This window comes from Mesorhizobium sp. M2E.F.Ca.ET.209.01.1.1 (genome assembly GCF_004010375.2).
Lineage (GTDB): Bacteria > Pseudomonadota > Alphaproteobacteria > Rhizobiales > Rhizobiaceae > Mesorhizobium.
In genome coordinates this window covers 104762-123544 of the sequence record NZ_SADP02000011.1, presented here as the reverse complement: position 1 = coordinate 123544, position 18783 = coordinate 104762, and the positions used below count along the sequence as shown (strand labels likewise).

The following is an 18783-nucleotide window of genomic DNA, read 5'->3' as shown; positions in this document are numbered from 1 at the left end:
TCGTCCACGGTCAGCGGCTTGCCGGCGCGCGCCCGTAGAGCAGAAGCATGGCGACGATGACGACGCCATAGATGATCTGCCGCCCCGCCTCGGGCATCTGCATGACCGAGAGGATGGATTGCAGGAGCGTGATCAGGATCACGCCCGCAACCGTGCCCAGATAGGAGCCGCGCCCGCCGAGGATCGACGTGCCGCCCAGCACGACGGCGGCGATCGACGGCAGCAGATAGGCGTCGCCCATCGACTGCGCCGCCTTGGACGCATAACCGGCCAAAAGCACGCCGCCAAAAGCCGACAGGCCGCCGGAGACGGCGAAGGCGATCAGCACGATACGGCGCGTGTCGATCCCGGAAAGATAGGCGGCGCGCTCGCGGTTGCCGATGCCGTAGACGGCGCGGCCGAAGCTGGTGCGGGTCAGCACGAAGACCATCGCGGCGCCGATCAGCGCCCAGATGATAACGGCGTTGGGAACGCCCGGAATGGTGAAACCGGTTGCCAGGTAGCGCATCGCCGCCGTCGCTGAATCCTGTGGCGAGAAACCGCCCGTATAGACAACCATCAACCCTTGCGCCACGGCATTGGTGGCCAAAGTGATGATCATCGAGGGAATGCGCAGATAGGCGACGCCGATGCCGTTGACGATGCCGATCGCGACACCGCACAGGACCCCGAAAGGAATGGCCAAAGCGACGCCGACAGACCCGTAGGCGGCCGCCGCGCAAGCCATCATCGCGCCTGTAGCCACGGACCACGGCACGGACAGATCGATCTGGCCGAGCAGGATGACCAGCATCATGCCGGTGGCGATGACGCCGAGGAAGGACGCGACCTTCAATTGCTGCAGCAGATATTCCGGTGAAAGGAAGCTGCGCGAATAGAGGCTGCCGAGCAGAAGCAGGACCACGATGCAGGCAAAGGCGGTGACGACGGCCGGATCGGCGCGTCGCAGAAATTTGGGCATGCGGCCGGCGATGCCGCCGAGTGTCGTCTCGCTCACAGGAACCACTCCAGCCGGTTGCGCACCCGAAACAGCGCGAAAGCGCCGAGGCTGACCGCGATCAACAGGATAACGCCCTGGAACAGCGGCTGCCAGAGCGGATCGAAGTCGAAGACGAACAAGAGGTCGCCGATGGTGCGGAAGGCGAGCGCGCCGAAGATGGCGCCGATGGCGCTGCCCTTGCCCCCGAACAGCGACACGCCGCCAAGCACGACGGCGGCGATCGAGAACAGCGTATAAGCGTTGCCGCTCGCATAAGCCGCCTCGCCCGTATAGGTGAAGAAGGTCAGGAACAGGCCGCCGATGGCCGCAAGCAGGCCGGCAAGCGTGTATGCCAGGAACTTGCCCCTGCGAATCGGCACGCCCGACATGTAAGCCGCCGTCTCCGAGGAACCGGCCGCATAAGCGGCGCGCCCGAATTCGGAGCGGCTGAACGGCACCCAGACGACGAGCACGATGACGACCAGCGCCACGAGGCTCGCCGGCACCACGCCGAAGAAACGCCCGGTCAGGAAATCCGCAAGGTCCTCGTTGACCGAACCGCCGGGAACCGGTCGCAAAAGCAGCGCCAGGCCGAAAAAGACGGCGCCCGTGGCTATGGTGGCGACGATCGGCTGCAGCCGGCCGTAGATGACGATGGCGCCGTTGACCGCGCCGCAGAGGAGCCCGGTGCCGAGCACTGCCAACACGCCAAACGCTGTCTCCAGGCCGGTGCCGATCACCAGCCATGAAGCCATGCAGTTGGTGAGCGTGAAGATCATGCCTACCGACAGGTCGATGCCGGCGGTGATCACGACCAATGTCTGCGCCATGGCGACGAAGGCCAGCAACACACCCTTGTTGGCGGCCGTCTGCACGACATTGGCGGTGAAGCCGGCCGGATGGTTCGCGCTGTAGATCGCGAACATGACGATGAAGATGCCGAAGGCCAGAAGCGTTCCGCGCTGCTCGGCCAGCCAGTAGCGCCAGTCCCTCACGCGCCCACTCCCTGCTTCGGCCCGGCACCTTCGCCATGGATGTTGAGCGCGCTGGCGATCAGCGCGTGCTCGGTGATCTCGGCGCCGACCAGCTCGCGCTTGACCGCGCCGTCATAGAGCACCAGCACGCGGTCGCAGCAGCCGATCAGCTCGTCATAGTCGGTCGAATAGAACAGGATCGCGGCGCCCGCATCCGCCAGCTTGCGCATCAGTTGGTAAAGCTCCTGCTTGGTGCCGACATCGATGCCGCGCGTCGGATCGTTGAGCAGGATGATGCGCGGCTGCCGCATCAGCCATTTGGCGATCACCACCTTTTGCTGGTTGCCGCCGGAGAGCGCGCCGACAGGGATGTCGAGACCCGCCGTCTTGATGGCCAAGAGCCCGACCATGTCGTCGATCAGCCGCTGCTCGGCGGCGCGATCGATGATGCCGCCTTTCGACAGCCGGTCGAGCGCCGCGAAGGACAGGTTCTCGCGCACCGTCATCGGCAGCATCAGCCCTTCGGTCTTGCGATCCTCGGGGATCAGCGCCATGCCGATGCGGCCATGGCTGGCCGCGGTCGGGCTGGCGATCGAAACGGGCTTGCCGTCGATCAGGATCTCACCTGAGAGGCCGCGCAGCACGCCGAAAAAGGCAAGCAGCAATTCGCGCTGTCCCTGCCCGTCGAGACCGCCGAGGCCCACGACCTCCCCGGCCCTGACACTCAGCGAGATGTTGTCCAGCCGGTCGGCCCAGGAGAGGTTGCGCGCTTCGAGAACGGTCGTCGCGGCCGCGGTTGGACCGGGTTTCGGCGGGAAGATATGGCTGTATTCGCGGCCGATCATCAGCTCGACCACCTCATTGTCGCTCTTCGAGCCCGCGGGGTAGCTGGCGACGTTGCGGCCGTTGCGGAACACGGTGCAATGGTCGGCGAGCTCGGCGATCTCGTTCATGCGGTGCGAGATGTAGAGCAGCGCCAGTCCTTCCGAGCGCAGCCGCTTCAGCACCTCGAACACCTTGGCGACATCCGCCGCCGTCAGCGCCGAGGTCGCCTCGTCGAGAATCAGGATACGCGGCTTGCGAGCCAATGCCTTGGCGATCTCCACCATCTGCCGGCGCGACAGCGGCAGATCCTTGACCAGGGCACAGGGATGGATGTCGGAAGCCCCGGCGCGTGCCAGCGCTTCTTCAGCTATGCGCCGCTGCGCCTTGCGGTCGATCATGCCGAAGCGTTTCGGCGGATCGGAAATGACGATGTTGTCGGCGACGCTCAATTCGGGGATGAGCGACAGTTCCTGGAAGATGCAGACGATGCCGGCCTGATTGGCGGCCGCCGGCGAGGCGAAGCTCACCTCGCGGCCTTCGAGCGTCATCATGCCTTCGTCGGGCGCTACGACGCCCGCCATAATCTTGATCAGCGTCGATTTGCCGGCGCCGTTCTCGCCCAGAATGGCGTGGATGCCGCCCGCGGCGACCGTCAGGTCGGCCTTTTCCAGGGCCCGCACGCCGCCGTAACGCTTGGAGATGCCTTCCATGCGGAAGAGCGGAGCCGCGCCGTCCATCAGCCCTCCCTGGCCGTTTGGAGTTGAGAACAGGAGGACGGTGCCGCGAACGCGCCGCGGCACCGTCCGGTCAGACTATTTGTTTTCCTTGGTCTGGCCCATGATTTCCTGCGCGGTGAAATTGATGCCGCAGGTCGGGAAGGAATTGCCGACGAAGAAATTATCGGACTGGTCCGGGAAGTAGTCCTGGCCGGCCTTGAAATTCGGATCCTCCACGATGGCCAGGGGAAGCTTGACCGACTGCGGCACGACATTGCCTTCAAGCGCCGAGATCGCGGTCTTGATGGCAACCGCCACCTGGGCCGGACCGGTGCCGGCGGACGAACATTTCAGCCCATCGGCGGCGTGCGCGGCGCAGAACTTGCGGAAGCCGTTCTCCGTCTCGCCGCCGAAGGGCACGAAAGGATGCTTGGCGTCGATCATCGCCTGCACGATGCCGGTGTCGCCGCCCTGCCCGGTGACGCCGTCGAACGGCCCGCTGGTGGCGATGGCATCGGCCGTGGCCTTTTGCGCCACGCCGTCATCCCACTTGCCGACGACCTCGGTGACGTCCCACTTCTTGCCCGACCCATCGAGCACCTCGTGGATGCCGTTGTGGCGATCGGTGTCGACCGAGGTGCCGGCAACGCCGCGCACTTCGAGCACCTTGCCGCCATTCGGCACATGTGAGACCAGCCACTTGCCCCAGAGCTCGCCCAGGCCCTTCTGGTCGACATTGACGTTGATGGCATCCTTGGTGTCGAGGATGTTGTCGAAGGCGACGAGCACGACGCCGGCTTCCTTGGCGCGCTTGATGACTGGCCCGAAGGCGGTCGGATTCTGGGCGTTGACGACGATCGCATCAAAGCCGGAATCGATGAAGTTGTTGATCGCCGAAATCTGCGCCGGCACATCCTCGCCGGTCGACACGACCTTGAATTCCTTGAGCTTCTTGGCGACATCCGGCTGCGCCGCGTAGGCCTTCGCCGTCTGGATCATCTGGATGCGCCAGGTGTTGGCGATGTAGCCGTTGGCAAGCGCGATGCGGTAAGGACCGTCTTTCTTCGGAAACTTGAAAAACTGCGTGTCGGCCGCCCATGGCGCGAAGCAGTCCGGCTCTGCCGCGGGTCCCTTGACCACTTCAGGTCCGGCGATCGCCGACGAACTCAGCATGACGAATGCAGTGGCGGCAACGACGCCGCCAACGAGTGACTTGATCATCGATATTCCTCCCAGTTGCAGTTCTGCTTGTGATGAATCATGGCGCTACCGGCCGGCATCCTCCACCGAACCGAACGCGCTCACAGGGACGCCCGCGTCGCCCTGATCCTCCTCTCCCCCTCAGCTTCCTGGCAATTTAGAAAACTATCATATTATACATAATAAACAAGATCGGACTGTTGCTTATGTATAATAAACAGCCTCCCAACCTTGCCGGATGTTGATTTTACAGACAAATGGTAGCGCTACCATGATTGGGTGTAAAGCGCCGCCTTCGACATTTTTCCGGACTTTCAACGCGCTGTGCTTTCCCGCCGCACGAGCTCGAAACCGAGATCGACGACGCGCTGTTCCGGTGGGTTACCGGCAATCGCCGCAAGCGCCATGGCGACGGATCGGGTGCCGATTTCATAGCGGTGCGTGCGCACGCTGGTAATCGAGGGAAACGACACCTGCATCATGTCGAGGTCGTTGAAGCCGACAATGCCGATCTGCTTCGGCACGTCGATCGACGCGCGATGGCATTCGAACAGGACGCCGAGCGCGATATCGTCATTGTTGCAGAATACGCCGTCGAGCGTCGGCATCTTGGCCAGCGCGTCGCGGAACAGCTCGCGCCCGAGGCTCACGCTTGACGGCACCGGCGTCGTGGTGACCAGCCGCGGATCGAACAGCCCGGCGGCCTCCATGGCGGCGCGGTAGCCGGCAAGGCGCCGCTGCGAGCGCGGATCCATCCTGGCGCCGATGAAGCCGATCTTTCGGAAGCCGGCCTGCAGAAGGTGCTCGGTGGCTGTCCTGCCGCCGTCGAAATGCGAGAAGCCGACCATCATGTCGACCGGGTCCGGCCCGGTCTCCATCACCTGCACCACCGGGCAGCCGGCATTCTCCAGCAGTCGTCGCGCGCTGGGCGTCTGGTCGATGCCGGCCACGATCAGCGCCGCCGGGCGTTGCGATCCGAAAACCTGCAGCAGCCGCTCCTCCTCCAGGCCGGAATAATGCGTGTTGCCGATCTGGATGCGGAACGGGCTATCGGAAAGGCTGTCATAGATGCCGCGCACCACCTCGGCGAAGACGTTGTTGGTGAGCGATGGCACCAGCACGCCGAACACTTCGGCGCGCGCCGAGGCCAGCGCGCGCGCGTTCGGGTCGGGCACGTAGCCGAGTTCGTCGACCGCGGCCTGTATCTGCCGGCGAAGGTCTTCCGACACCCGTCCGGGCTCGCGCAGCGCACGTGACACGGTGATCGCGCCGACGCCCGCCTTGCGCGCCACATCGGCAATCGTCGGACGGCCGCCGCCACGGCGGGAGCGCGGCTTGGTCAAGGGCGGGCCTCACGCGGCAAATCCCGCCCGCTGCGTTCTCGCAATGCCATCGCTCTTGGTATCGCCATGTCACAGGCCCATGCCACGTCCATTGGCCTTGGCGTCGCGCAGCCGCGATTTGTTGTCAAGCCGAGGCGTTTCCTGCGGAAGCGGCGTGGACCGTCAGGCCGCGACGACGTCTCTGCGTCTTGCCTTCCAGAACACCAGAACCATCATCAGGATGTTGAGCAGGTTCCAGGCAATCCCGTTCAGGAAGGCGGCCGAATAGGAACCAGTGAGGTCGTAGATCCAGCCCGACATCCAGCCGCCGATAGCCATGCCGAAAATGGTCGCCATGATGACGATGCCGACGCGTTGGCCAGCCTCCTTGGCGGGCATGTATTCCCGCACGATGATCGCATAGCAAGGCACGATGCCGCCTTGCGACAGGCCAAACACCAGCGAGACGACGTAGAGCGAGGCGAGCCCGTCGAAGGGAATGTAGAAGAACAGCGACAGGCATTGCAGAACCGAACCGATCAGCAAGGTCCTCACCCCGCCGATCCGATCGGCGACGAAGCCGGAAGCGAGGCGGCTGACGACGCCGGCGGCCATCATGATCGAAAGCATGTCGGCGCCATGCGCGACGCCATAGCCGAGGTCCAGGCAATAGGCGACGATATGCACCTGCGGCATCGACATCGCCACGCAGCAGCCTAGACCGGCTATCACCAGCAGCACCTGAAGTGCCGCCGGCGACAATGCAATCGGCTGGACCAGGCGCGTGCCTGGCGAGCCTGCCACAACCACTGGGGCACGCCGGCGCAGCATTAGAATCAGCGGCACCATCGTCACCAGGCACGCGATGCCGATTGCCAGATAGGTGAAGCGCCAGCCCTCCGCCCGCATCAGCGGCGGTATGATCGCCGGCCAGACCGTTCCAGCGAGATAGCTGCCGGACGCAGCCGCAGCCACCGCAACGCCGCGCCGACGATTGAACCAGTGCGAGATGTCGGCGATCAGCGGTCCGAAAATCGCCGATGTCCCCAACCCGATCAGCAAGCCTTGAGCGACGGTGAATTGCAGGATCGAACTGGAGAGCGACGCCAGCAGGAAGCCGACAGCCAGCGCCGTTGAGGAAACAAGCGCCGGGATCCAGTAGCCGACACGATCGATGGCGCGCCCGACCAGCACATTGCCGGCCGCAAAGCCAACCATGGTCGCGGTGTAAGGCATCGAGGCCGCGGCGCGATCGACGCCAAACTCGGCCTGGACCGCCGGCAGAACGACGACCACCGCCCACATGCCGACGCCCCCTATGGTCGCCAGCAACACGGAAATGGCCAGCCTCGTCCAGGCGTAGGTGCTGTCTATGCCTGGGGGCGCTGCATTGCTGGAGATCGTCGTCAAGCGTTCCTGTCCGCTGTTCTCGAAGTCGGCGGTTCGCCTCCACTATCGGCGCATTTGCCTGCCGAGCAGCGCCACGACCGGTCAATCCGTGGCACCAGAACCGGGAACCCCTCTCATTTCCTGGAGTTTTGCCTCAGAGCAATTCCAGGAAAAATGTCTAACGGTTTTCGGTCCGGAATTGCTGGAAAAAAAGACATAGAGCGGTTCGGCGGCAACCGCTAACCGCTTTGGCAAGGAGTTTCGCCATGACCGCAAAGAAGAAATGGTCGGCCGATGTGACCGAGCACAGCGATGCGCTGGACCTCGAGGAGCACGTCTTCGAATCCGACGACGCCAGGAAAATCGCCGCCTCGCTGAAGCGTTCGGCCGAGCACAGCGACCGCCGCAAGGCCGAGCCGTTCCAATCCGCCATGTCGATGTTGAATTTCTACATCAACCGCGCCGGCAAGAACCTGCCCGAGGAGCGTAAGAAGGTGCTGGAAAAGGCGAAGGACGAGCTGCGCGTCGCCTTCGGCCGCGAGAAGCAGGATTGAAGGTTGCTGAGATCCGGCTAGCACCAGTTCCTCAACACAGGAACCTGGAAAGATTGCAGGCTTGTCCAGGCAGGCTATCAACGTCCGTATGGGGTAGTCAGCGCAAACGCTGGCGATGAGCTGAGGGCTCCTGAACCTCGTCATTCTAGGGCGGAGCTACGCGAAGCGGAGCGCAGACCCTAGAATCCATGCCGTTACATCGACCGAAGTGTGCAACGGTGCAGAATTCTGGACCGCCGCGGCGCTTCCAAGTCACGGCATGGATCCTCGGGTCTGCGCGCGTCGCTTCGCTCCTTGCTCCGCCCGCGGATGACGACCGCGATAGGCGACTCGGCTAATCGCCAAGGCATGGGATCTGCCAACGCACGCATGGGCAGCGGTCAAAGTTTCTGTGCTGGAGTACTATCCAGTACAAGGCCTTAGCGCGATTGAATGACTTCGTCGGTATTGGCCAGCAGCTTGCGGACCGCGCTGCGCGCCGCATCCGGCCTTTTCAGGCGGATATTCCTCTCGATGGCCTCATGCAGCTTCTGAACATGCTGCAGATCGTCCAGCTCGCGCGTCGTGTAGGCGAAGAGGTGGTCGAAGGCGGATTCGATCAGCACGCCCAACGGCACCAGGAGGTCGTTGCCCGAGGCCCTCAGGATGGCGAGGTGGAAGCGCGTGTCGGCGCGGGTTCGTTCCTGCAGATTGGTGGCTTCGCCCATCTCACGGCAGGCCTGGCTGATCTCGGCCATCTGCTCGTCGGTACGCCGCATCGCCGCGAAGGCCGTCGCCTCCGGCTCGATGATGTGGCGGAATTCCTGCACCGTCTTGAGGAAAACCTCGCGGTCCGGCGACGTCGCGTACCAGGACAGCACGTCGCGGTCGAGAAGGTTCCAGCGTTCCTTCGGCTCCACCCAACTGCCGATCTTCGGCCGCGACGCCAGAAGGCTCTTCGCCATCAGCATCTTGATCGCCTCGCGCACCGCGGAGCGGCTGACGTCGAAGGTCTCCGACCATTTCGCTTCATTGGGCAGGATGGTGCCCGGCGGATAGTCGCCGCGCACGATGCGAAGCCCGATCTCGCTGGCCAGCGACGTATGCACGCTGGCACCAGGGATGCGTGGCGCGTCTGCCCGGCGGAAGCCGGCCGGACGCTCCGCGGCCGCCGTCTTCATCGGCTTTTTTTCGTTGTTCGGCTTAGCGTCCCGCATAGGTCCACAAAATCCCGTTTTCAGAGCCTGTCAAGCATGGCAAACCCGCTTTGCCACAACCTGCTGAGATGTGCACAGATCAGCCGGCTCTTGGCCCCGCCTTAGGCCGTTTTGACGTATTTGCGCCAGCTGTGCTCAGGCCGGAAGCCGAGCATGTCGCGCGCCTTGCGGTTCGAGAGCAGCGTCTCATATTCGCCGAGTTCGGCCTTGACCGGCACGCCCGGATAAAAGCGCTTCAAAAGCTCAGCTGTCGGCAGGTCCGACGAGGTATCGTCATTGGCCGCGTTGAACACCTGGTAGCCCAGGCCATCCTTCTCGATGGCGCGCAAGGTGATCTGGCCGAGGTCGCGCGCGTCGATGTAGCTCCAGGCGATGCGCTTGCGGAAACCCGGATCGGCGAACCATTTCGGGAACAGCGAATATTCATGCGGCTCGATGACATTGCCGATGCGTAGCGCATAGATGTCGAAGCCGCTGCGCAGCGCGAACGCCCGCGCCGTCTTCTCGTTGACGATCTTCGACAGCGCGTAGGAGTCCATCGGGTCGACGTCATAGTCCTCGTCGAGCGGGAAATGCGTCGGATTGCGCGGCTCGTTGGCGAAGACCAGCCCGTAGGTCGTCTCCGAAGAGGCGATGATGACCTTGCGGATGCCGAGCTTCACCGCCGCCTCGATGACGTTGTAGGTGCCCATCGCATTGATGCGGAACACCTCGTTGTCCGGCGTGATCATGATGCGCGGGATCGCCGCGAAATGCACCACGGCGTCGACCGGCTGGGCCCTCAGCGACGGATCGAATTCGTGCAGGCCCATATAGCTCGACAGGGCGTTGAACACCTGCCCGCTGTCGGTGATGTCGGTGATCAGGGTGCGTACCTTCGGATTGTCGAGCGGCTTGGTGTCGATGTTGAGCACCTGGCAGCCATGTTCGACCAGATACTGAACGACATGCCGGCCGGCCTTGCCGCTGCCGCCGGTGAACATGATCCGCTTCGTCATTTTACTCTCCACAAGGCTCAGGAATTATGTGTATTGTCAGACAATAGGATATTCCGCAATCGCTTGCCAACCGCGATCCGCGGAACCCTTCTCGGCAAATGCCCGCTGCGCGGGCGCCCATCACCACGAAAGACAGGGAAGAGACGACATGAGCACCACCGCTGCCCGCGAGAACATCGGTTTCATCGGCCTAGGCCTGATGGGGCACGGCATCGCCAAGAACATCGTGGACAAGGGCTATCCGCTTACCTTCCTTGGCCGCAAGAACCGCAAGCCCGCGGAAGACCTTTTGGGACGCGGCGCCAAGGAAGTGGCCACCTCCAGGGAGGTGGCTGCGGCTTCCGACATCGTCTTCATCTGCGTCACCGGCTCGCGCGAGGTGGAGGCGATCATCCGCGGTCCCGGCGGGCTGAAGGAAGGTCTGAGGAAGGGGTCGGTCGTCGTCGACTGCTCGACTTCCGATCCGGTCTCGACAGTGGCCCTGGCCGCCGAGCTCAAGGCGCTCGGCGTCGATTATGTCGACGCGCCGCTCAGCCGCACGCCGAAGGAGGCCTGGGAAGGCACGCTCGACGCCATGGTCGGCGCGCCGGACGCGGTGTTCGCCAGGCTGAAGCCAGTGATCGAGACCTGGGCCGGCCGGATCGTCCATATCGGCGACACCGGCGACGGCCACCGTATGAAGCTGCTCAACAACTTCGTCTCGCTGGGCTATGCGGCGATCTATTCGGAGGCTCTGGCGCTGGCGCAGAAGGTCGGCATCTCGCCGGCGCGCTTCGACAGCGTCATCCGCAACGGCCGCATGGATTGCGGCTTCTACCAGACCTTCATGCGCTGGACTCTGGAGGGTGACCGCGACGCGCACAAGTTCACCATCGCCAATGCCTTCAAGGACCTGACCTATCTGGAGTCGATGGCAGGCGCGGCCGGCATCGCCAACCCGCTCGGCAACGCCACCAAGAATTCCTTTGCGACGGCCCATGCCGCCGGTCCCGCCGAGCAATATGTGCCGATGCTCGCCACCCATATCGGCAAGCTCAACGGCGTCGACCTGATGCCTTCGAAGGACGGCGTGAAGCAGAAGATCTGAGACCAATTCCTGAAAAAGCGAGGGGGCGCCTTGTGGGCGCCCCCTCGTTTTTTCGACGGTTCCGATGCAGCCTACTTCTGGATGCAGGTGTCGGCGGTTTCCTTGGTGCATTCGTCAAGGCCGGTGAAGACCGGATCGTCGACCTTCTTGCCACCGATGAGGTCGAGCATCACCGCAGGCGCCTTGTAGCCCATTTCGAACGGCCGCTGGCCGACCAGCGCGGTGACGAGACCTTCCTTGGCGATCGCCACCTCGTCGCCGATCGTGTCGGCTGCGCCGATGACGAACTCGTTTTTGGCGATCTTGTCCGCCATCGGCTTGAACAGGTCGCGATAGGGCTGCGGGGCGCCGAATAGCGGCCAGCCGCCCATGATGCCGAAGGCGTCGAGCTTCGGGTTGGCGGCAAGGATGTCGGTCATCGCCTGCACGCCCTTGGCGCCGTCGTCATTGGTGAACACCGGGCAGCCGGGGGCTTCGGTCCAACCGCCTTCGCCGGCAAGTGCCGCCAGGCCTTCCTTGCCCGTCAGCGCATCGCGCATGCCTTGCGCGCGGCGCAGGATGTTGTCGGCCGCCGGATTGCCCTCGATGGTGCAGACCGTGCCGCCATTCGGCTTGGCCTTCTTGATATATTCACCGATCTTCTTGCCCATCAGGTAATTGTCGGTGCCGAGATAGGTCTTGCGAAGGGCGGCGTCTTCCTTGGCAAGGTCGGCGTCGACCGTCATGATCGGGATCGACGGATTGGCGCTCTTGATCGTCTGCGCGATCAGCGGCGCGTTCGACGGCGAGATCGCCATCGCGACTGTGTCAGGCTTGCTCAGCATGTCCTGCACGATCTGAGCTTCGCCGGCCTCGTCCGAGGTCGATGCCGGGCCGGTATAGAAGCATTCATATTCCGAGCTGGCGTTCTCCTTGTTCCACTTCTCGCAGCCCTGATGGATGGCTTCGAAGAATGGATTGTCGAGACCTTTCACGACGATGACGAGCTGTTTCTTGGCCAAAGCCGGCCCGGCGCCCAACGCCATGGCGGCGACGGCGGCAAGCAAAAGTGTTTTCCTCATATCAGTCCTCCCTTGAAACAAACGGACACCGCGTGCCCGCCACACCGATCAGTCCGGATGCGCAAGAACGATGCCAAGCATCTTCCCAATGCTCGTGTCCATGGCCGGGCTGATAAGCATTTGCCGATCCGTTTGCCCCAATACTGGCGCAGCCGAATCCTTGATCGTCAAGCCATTTGCCCCGTTCCGCCCTATGCGCGCTCGATGGGCAAATTATTCCTCCGAGGCTAGCTAATATCGGCTTTTCGCCAACGGTCAATTCCTATTTGTCCTACAAAACCGATTTTTTGTCGAGTCTCGAAATTAATCGTCAGACAATTGATTGACGGCTTTGCCGGCTTTTGCCTAAATGCATGTATCGCGCCGTTCGTGAGGAGATGGACGGGCGAACGCAAGCGCTGCTGGCAAGCCGGCAAACTGCTGCGTCAACAAATGGGGAGGCTTAAGGCTGGTGTCGGTTCTCGAACTCGCCAACATCTCGAAACATTTCGGCGCCATCCAGGCGGTCAACGACGTCTCGTTCTCGCTGGAGGCCGGCGAGGTCGTCGGCCTGATGGGCGACAACGGCGCCGGCAAGTCGACGCTGGTGAAGATGATCGCCGGCAATTTCCGCCCGAGCCATGGCACCATGCATCTGGAGGGCAAGGAGATTGTCATGCACAAGCCGGCCGAGGCCCGCCAGCACGGCATCGAGATCGTCCACCAGGACCTGGCGCTCTGCAACAATCTGACGGCCGCGGCGAATGTCTATCTCGGCCGCGAGCTGCGCCGGGGCGTCGGCCCGTTCCGCATCCTCGACTACGCCGCGATGTACAAGCGCGCCGGCCAGCTCTTTGCCGAGCTGAAGTCCGAAACGCGGCCGCGCGACCTGGTCAAGCAGATGTCGGGCGGCCAGCGCCAGGCGGTGGCGATCGCCCGCACCATGCTGTCGCAGGCCAAGATCGTGCTGATGGACGAGCCGACGGCGGCGATCTCGGTCAGGCAGGTGGCCGAGGTGCTCAACCTCATCCGCCACCTGCGCGACCAGGGCATTGCGGTTGTGCTGATCAGCCACCGCATGCCCGACGTGTTCGACGTCGCCGACCGCGTCATCGTCATGCGGCGCGGCCGCAAGGTGGCCGACAAGAAAATCGCCTCGAGTTCGCCCGAGGAAGTCACCGGGCTGATCACCGGCGCCATCGAACAGGTTGCGTAATCGCGTGGATCGAGCGTCATACCTCTCAGGAAAGATCGATAATGGCAGTCACCCTTGACCAGACGATCGCGCAGAAGCAGCACACCTTCCTGTCGCGGCTCCTCGCCAACCAGACATTCTGGGTGGTGATCGCGGTCATTCTCGCCTGCCTGTTCCTCTCCTTTGCAACCGATTCCTTCGCCACGTCGAAGAACCTTTTCAACATCACCCGCAACGTCACCTTCGTCGCCATCGTCGCGCTCGGCATGACCTTTGTCATCATCACCGGCGGCATCGATCTGTCGGTCGGCTCGGTGCTTTGCCTGTGCTCCATGGTGCTCGCCGTCACCATGCATGCCGGCTATTCGATTGAGATCGGCATCCTGGCCACGATCGTCACCGCGCTCGCCATCGGCGCCTTCAACGGCGTGCTCATCGCCTATGTCGGCTTTCCGCCTTTCGTGGTGACGCTCGGCATGCTCTCGGTCGCGCGCAGCCTTGCCATGGTCGCCTCGAACAACACCGTGGTCTTCCAGTTCGGGCCGGACCACCAGAAGCTCCTGGCACTGGGCGGCGGCGCCTGGGTGTTCGGCATCGCCAACCCAGTGCTCTACATGATCATCCTGGCGCTGATCACCGGCTTCATCCTGCGCTGGACCAAGTTCGGCCGGCACATCTTCGCTATCGGTGGCAATGAGCACGCGGCGACGCTGACCGGCGTTCCGGTCAAGCAGATCAAGGTCGCCGTCTACATGATCTCGGCGCTGTCCGCCGGGCTCGCCGGCATCATCCAGACCGGCTGGCTGGGTGCGGTCACCACCAATCTCGGCACCGGCATGGAACTGCAGGTCATCGCCGCCACCGTCATCGGCGGCGCCAACCTAGCCGGCGGCGTCGGCACCGCGCTCGGCGCCATCGTCGGCGCCGCGCTGATCGAGGTGATCCGCAACAGCCTGGGCCTGCTTGGCATCAACGCCTTCTGGCAAGGCACCTTCATCGGCGGCGCGATCATCTTGGCGGTGCTCTTCGACCGCATCCGCAACTTCCGCCGCAGCGACTAGCTCCTATCGCCCAGTCTGAAAATCGGCCCGGACGGGCGATGCGAGATGGCCGTCATTCCTGCCCGCCTTGACGCGGTCGCACCCCGGCCGCACTATCCTTGGGCAGGCGAAGGGAGGCCAGTCGCCCGCGGGAGGAACGATACCCATGACGGACGCGATCAGGCTCTATTGGGGCCGGTTCGGACATGTCTCCGTGCTGAATGTCGCCAACGACTTCGTCACCCATGCCCATGGCGAGGCGCATCTCATCATCTGGCTGGAGGGCACGGCCGGTGAAATGACCATCGGCCGCGAGACGGTGCGGCTGGGACCGGGAACCGCGGCCGGCATCAATTCGTTCCAGCCGCACAGCCACGCGCTGTCCCATGACGGCAGGCCCGGCCTGTTCCTCGCCTTCTACATCGATCCCGATTGGGCGCGCCGGCGCCGCGACCTGCCCTCCTCGGCGCCGCTGTTCACGCAGGCCGCGATCACGCTGGAGCCCTGGCTGCACCAGGCGGCGGCCAACCTACTCGATCACCTGACCGACAATGAGAGCATCGACGACGTCGCCAATTACGAGATCGAGCGTTTCATCGACTCAGTGCTTGATGCGGCGGACGCTTCGGCGCCGCAGACGGCCCGCGCGCACATCAACACGATGCTCGACTTCCGTGTCCGCAAGGCGATCCAGCTGATGAAGGCCAATGTCTGCGAGCGCATCTCCTTCGACGATGTCGCCCGTTCGGTCGGGCTCTCTCGGCCGCATTTCTTCGCGCTCTTCAAGGAACAGACCAACCTGACCCCGAACGTCTACTGGAACACGCTGCGCATGGAGGAAGCCGTGCGCCAGCTGCAGTGGTCGCAGGAGCCGCTGATTTCGGTCGCCTGCAATCTCGGCTTCACCACCCAGGGCAATTTCTCGCGCTTCTTCCGCGACCATGTCGGCGTGCCGCCGACGCTCTACCGCGAAGCAGCGCGGGCGACGGCCTGAGGCGCCTGTTTTTCCGACTGGTTGATACGCCTTCAAGACGCATTGATAAGCGCAAGCTGACCGATAGCCGTAGCCTTCTCCCGGTCTTTGCAAGGGAACCAGTCTATGGCGAAAGTCACCATTTCCAGCGTCATCGACGCGCCGGTCGAGCAGGTCTGGGCGCGCATCCGCGACTTCAACGGTTTGCCCGGTTGGCATCCGCGCATGGTGGAAAGCCAAATCGAGGACGGCAAGGACGCCACCACGATCGGTTGCGTGCGCAATTTCAAACTGGTTAGCGGCGCGACATTGCGTGAAAAACTGCTCGACTTCTCCGACGAGAATTTCCTGGTCAGCTACTCTATCCTCGAAACGCCGCAGCCGCTCACCAACCACAAGGCGACGCTGCAATTGCGGCGCGTCACCGATGGCAACCGCACCTATGCCGAATGGACGGCGAGCTTCGACGCCGCGCCGGAAGACGCCGACAAGCTGGCCGAGGGCATGGGCGCCAATGTCTTTCAGGGCGGCTTCAATGCCCTGAAAGCCCATTTCGCCGGCCAGAGCTGACGGAGCGCGCCATGTCGCTTGCGCTGCAGACCTTTTCCAGCGTGAAAGATGCGAATGCCGCCTTGCAGGCCGCCGGCACGCGTTATCTCGGCGGCGGTACGCTGGTGGTCCGCGCCGCCAATGAAGGCGATGTGTCCACATCCAGCCTTGTCCGCGTCACCGATCCTGGCCTCTCGCGGATCGCTGTTGCCGACGGCGACGTCCGGCTAGGCGCCTCGGTCACCATGGCCGCGATCGCACGCCATCCGGAGCTTGCCGCGCTCGCGCCGGCCGCGCGCGCTGTCGGCGGGCCGGCGATCCGCAACATGGCGACCGTCGGCGGCAATCTGTTCGCCCCTGCCCCCTACGGGGATTTCGCCGTGGCTCTGCTGGCGCTGGACGCGACCATCGTCACCGAAGACGGCGAGACGCCGATCGAGGCCTTCCTGGCCGGCCGCGACACCAGCCGCGCCATCGTCACCGCTGTCGGCTTTGCATTGCCCAAGGCGGAGAGTTTCCGCTTCCTGAAAGTGTCGCGCGTCAAGCCGAAGGGCGTCTCGGTGCTGAGCATCGCCGCGCTTCTGGAACTTGCCACTGACGGCACGGTGACCGCTGCGCGGATTGCGTTGGGCTGCATGGCCGACCGGCCGATCCGCGCCACGGCGGCGGAGAAGGCGCTGCTCGGCTGCAAGCTCACGCCGCGGGAGATCGCGCCGGCGCTGGCCGACGCAGGCGAAGGCATCGCGCCCATCACCGACCCGATCGCCAGCGCCTGGTATCGCGCCGAGGTCCTGCCGGTCCATCTCGGCCGGCTGTTATCGAATTAATCCGTGGGGGACACGCTTCTATCCGGGCCGATCCGGGCAGGCGCGCAGGGAGGAAAAATGGCGAAGGTCCCGGTTCAATTCACGCTCAACGGCTCCGAAAAGGCCGAATTCATCGAGAGCGGCACGACGCTGCTCAACGCGCTGCGCGACAAGATTAGCGACACCTCGCCGAAAGGCGGCTGTCACCAGGGCACCTGCGGCGCCTGCTCCGTCATCATCGACGGCGAGCTGAGGCTATCCTGCCTGACGCTGGCCGAAACCTGCAACGGCGCCGACATCAAGACCACCGCCGGCCTTGCCGAAGTCGGCGTGCTGCATCCGCTGCAGCGCGCTTTCCTCGATGCCTTCGCCACGCAATGCGGCTTCTGCACGCCGGGCATGATCATGGCGGCAAAAGTGCTGCTCGACCGCACGCCGAATCCCAGCCGCGAGGACGTCGTCGAGGCGCTGTCCGGCAACATCTGCCGCTGCACCGGCTACGAGCCGATCATCCAGGCGGTGCTGACGGCCGCGCGCGCCAATTCGCAGAACGCCGCCTGAGGGGACGAGCTATGGAACTGCGCAAGGATTATTTCGCCGATGTCCGCAAGGACGGCCTGCATGAGATCGGCCAGCCGCGCCCACGGCTCGATTCGCCGGGACATGTCACCGGCAAGACCGCCTATTTCGCCGACCGGAACTTCCCGGGCATGCTGCATCTGAAGATGGTGCGCAGCCCGCACCATCACGCCCGCATCCGCTCGATCGACACGTCGGAAGCGGAGAAGCACCCAGGCGTGGTCAAGGTGTTGACCGCCAAGGACGTGCCGCACAATGTCTACACCATCCTGATCCTGATCCAGGTCGGGCCGGAGGACGAAACCGTGCTCGCCGACGGCAAGGTGCGCTGGAAGGGCGAGGCCGTGGTAGCGGTGCTGGCCGAGACCGAGCGCGCGGCGCAGGAAGCCGCCGCCAAGGTCAAGGTCGACTATGAGGTGCTTCCCGCGGTCTTCGACATGGAGGAGGCGCTGAAGCCCGGCGCGCCCCTGGTCAACGAATATCACGGCCAGAACTACTATCTCTATGACAGCGGCGAGTGCCGCAAGGTGCGCTTCGGCGATGTCGAGGCGGGCTTTGCCCAGGCCGACCACATCCTCGAGCAATCCTATCAGTCCTCGCCGATCGAGCACGCGCCGACCGAGACGACCGGCTGCGTGGTGGCGCCCGAGGGCAATGACCGCTTCACCTGCTACACCAACACGCAGGCGATGTTCTTCACCCTCGACAACGCCTCGATCATCCTGCAGATGCCGGGCTCGAAGCTGCATTTCGTCGGCGGCACGGTCGGCGGCGGTTTTGGCGGCAAGGTCGATGTCATCGTCGAGCCGATCGCCATTCTCGGCGCCAAGCTCACCGGACGCCCGGTCTCCTTCGTCTACAGCCGCGAGGAGGAGATGCAAATCTCCTCGCCGCGCGCGGCCGAGAAAGTCGTCATCAAGGACGGCGTCATGAAGGACGGCCGCATCGTCGCGCGCAAGGTGACCGGCTACACCGATGCCGGCGCCTATTCGCGCCATTCCCCATATGGCGCGCAGAAGGGCGCCGCGCATTATCCCGGGCCCTACACGATCCCGAATGTCTGGATCGACACTTACTGCGTCTACACCAACCGCACGCCTTCGTCGGCCATGCGCGGCTTCGGCGTCACCATCGGCGACTTCGCGCTGGAAGTGCAGATGGACAAGCTGGCGCGGCTGATCGGCATGGACCCGCTCGAATTCCGCTTCATCAATGCCTATCGCGACGGCGACATGAAGGCGCATCGCCAGCCGACCGAGGGCGCCGCGTTGATCGAATGCATGCAGGAAGCCTCGCGCGCCGCCAACTGGCCGGTGGCGGAGAAATACATGGCGATGTCCTCCTACAGGAAGGGAGCCTGA

The 18783-nt window shown here is 63.8% G+C and carries 18 protein-coding genes; 9 read left to right on the top strand and 9 right to left on the bottom strand.

Annotated features, from left to right (window positions below; translation table 11 throughout):
• Positions 1-10: 10 nt before the first annotated feature.
• The 6 genes from EN852_RS20710 to EN852_RS20685 form a co-directional block, all read right to left on the bottom strand.
• Positions 11-997, bottom strand: coding sequence for an ABC transporter permease (locus tag EN852_RS20710; RefSeq protein ID WP_127876696.1), 987 nt, complete (start codon positions 995-997; stop codon positions 11-13).
• The gene (locus EN852_RS20705; protein ID WP_127876695.1) at positions 994-1974 is read right to left on the bottom strand and encodes an ABC transporter permease; all 981 of its coding nucleotides are present in this window, start codon (positions 1972-1974) and stop codon (positions 994-996) included. The genes EN852_RS20710 and EN852_RS20705 overlap by 4 nt, the downstream gene beginning before the upstream one ends.
• Positions 1971-3515, bottom strand: a complete 1545-nt coding sequence (locus EN852_RS20700) for a sugar ABC transporter ATP-binding protein (RefSeq protein ID WP_127876694.1) — start codon at positions 3513-3515, stop codon at positions 1971-1973. The genes EN852_RS20705 and EN852_RS20700 overlap by 4 nt, the downstream gene beginning before the upstream one ends.
• 75 nt (positions 3516-3590) lie before the next feature.
• On the bottom strand, positions 3591-4715 hold the full coding sequence (locus tag EN852_RS20695; RefSeq protein ID WP_127876693.1) for a sugar ABC transporter substrate-binding protein: 1125 nt from the start codon (positions 4713-4715) through the stop codon (positions 3591-3593).
• Between the two features lie 293 nt (positions 4716-5008).
• The gene (locus tag EN852_RS20690; RefSeq protein WP_127876692.1) at positions 5009-6037 is read right to left on the bottom strand and encodes a LacI family DNA-binding transcriptional regulator; all 1029 of its coding nucleotides are present in this window, start codon (positions 6035-6037) and stop codon (positions 5009-5011) included.
• A gap of 162 nt (positions 6038-6199) precedes the next feature.
• Positions 6200-7426, bottom strand: coding sequence for an MFS transporter (locus EN852_RS20685; protein WP_127876691.1), 1227 nt, complete (start codon positions 7424-7426; stop codon positions 6200-6202).
• Between the two features lie 245 nt (positions 7427-7671).
• Between EN852_RS20685 and EN852_RS20680 the strand changes: the two genes are divergently transcribed.
• Positions 7672-7959, top strand: a complete 288-nt coding sequence (locus EN852_RS20680) for a DUF3175 domain-containing protein (protein WP_127863154.1) — start codon at positions 7672-7674, stop codon at positions 7957-7959.
• 419 nt (positions 7960-8378) lie between these two features.
• Here the strand turns inward: EN852_RS20680 and EN852_RS20675 are convergent, their stop codons facing one another.
• Positions 8379-9119: a FadR/GntR family transcriptional regulator gene (locus tag EN852_RS20675; RefSeq protein WP_245519500.1), complete on the bottom strand. Its 741-nt coding sequence runs from the start codon at positions 9117-9119 to the stop codon at positions 8379-8381.
• A 137-nt stretch (positions 9120-9256) separates the two neighbouring features.
• Positions 9257-10153 carry an NAD(P)-dependent oxidoreductase gene (locus tag EN852_RS20670; RefSeq protein ID WP_127863152.1) on the bottom strand — a complete coding sequence of 299 codons (897 nt, stop codon included), beginning with the start codon at positions 10151-10153 and terminating at the stop codon, positions 9257-9259.
• Here EN852_RS20670 and EN852_RS20665 point away from each other — a divergent pair.
• Positions 10137-11240, top strand: a complete 1104-nt coding sequence (locus EN852_RS20665) for an NAD(P)-dependent oxidoreductase (protein WP_348643456.1) — start codon at positions 10137-10139, stop codon at positions 11238-11240. The two genes, EN852_RS20670 and EN852_RS20665, sit on opposite strands and share 17 nt — an antisense overlap.
• Before the next feature lie 71 nt (positions 11241-11311).
• Here EN852_RS20665 and EN852_RS20660 read toward each other — a convergent pair whose 3' ends face one another.
• Entirely contained in the window at positions 11312-12301 is a 990-nt protein-coding gene (locus EN852_RS20660) for a sugar-binding protein (RefSeq protein WP_127863150.1), read from the bottom strand.
• Positions 12302-12752: 451 nt separating this feature from the next.
• Here EN852_RS20660 and EN852_RS20655 point away from each other — a divergent pair, with 451 nt between their 5' ends.
• From EN852_RS20655 to EN852_RS43210, 7 genes are all read left to right on the top strand, one after another.
• Entirely contained in the window at positions 12753-13496 is a 744-nt protein-coding gene (locus tag EN852_RS20655) for an ATP-binding cassette domain-containing protein (RefSeq protein WP_095815741.1), read from the top strand.
• A 41-nt stretch (positions 13497-13537) separates the two neighbouring features.
• Positions 13538-14536 carry an ABC transporter permease gene (locus EN852_RS20650; RefSeq protein WP_042637227.1) on the top strand — a complete coding sequence of 333 codons (999 nt, stop codon included), beginning with the start codon at positions 13538-13540 and terminating at the stop codon, positions 14534-14536.
• 145 nt (positions 14537-14681) lie between these two features.
• The gene (locus EN852_RS20645; RefSeq protein WP_127876689.1) at positions 14682-15509 is read left to right on the top strand and encodes an AraC family transcriptional regulator; all 828 of its coding nucleotides are present in this window, start codon (positions 14682-14684) and stop codon (positions 15507-15509) included.
• Between the two features lie 105 nt (positions 15510-15614).
• A complete protein-coding gene (locus EN852_RS20640) occupies positions 15615-16058 on the top strand; it encodes an SRPBCC family protein (RefSeq protein ID WP_127863148.1) in 444 nt (147 codons plus the stop codon).
• An 11-nt stretch (positions 16059-16069) separates the two neighbouring features.
• Entirely contained in the window at positions 16070-16864 is a 795-nt protein-coding gene (locus EN852_RS20635; RefSeq protein ID WP_127876688.1) for an FAD binding domain-containing protein, read from the top strand.
• 57 nt (positions 16865-16921) lie between these two features.
• Positions 16922-17404, top strand: coding sequence for a (2Fe-2S)-binding protein (locus EN852_RS20630; protein WP_127876687.1), 483 nt, complete (start codon positions 16922-16924; stop codon positions 17402-17404).
• Positions 17405-17415: 11 nt separating this feature from the next.
• Complete coding sequence (locus EN852_RS43210; protein ID WP_127876686.1) at positions 17416-18783, top strand: xanthine dehydrogenase family protein molybdopterin-binding subunit; 1368 nt, start codon at positions 17416-17418, stop codon at positions 18781-18783.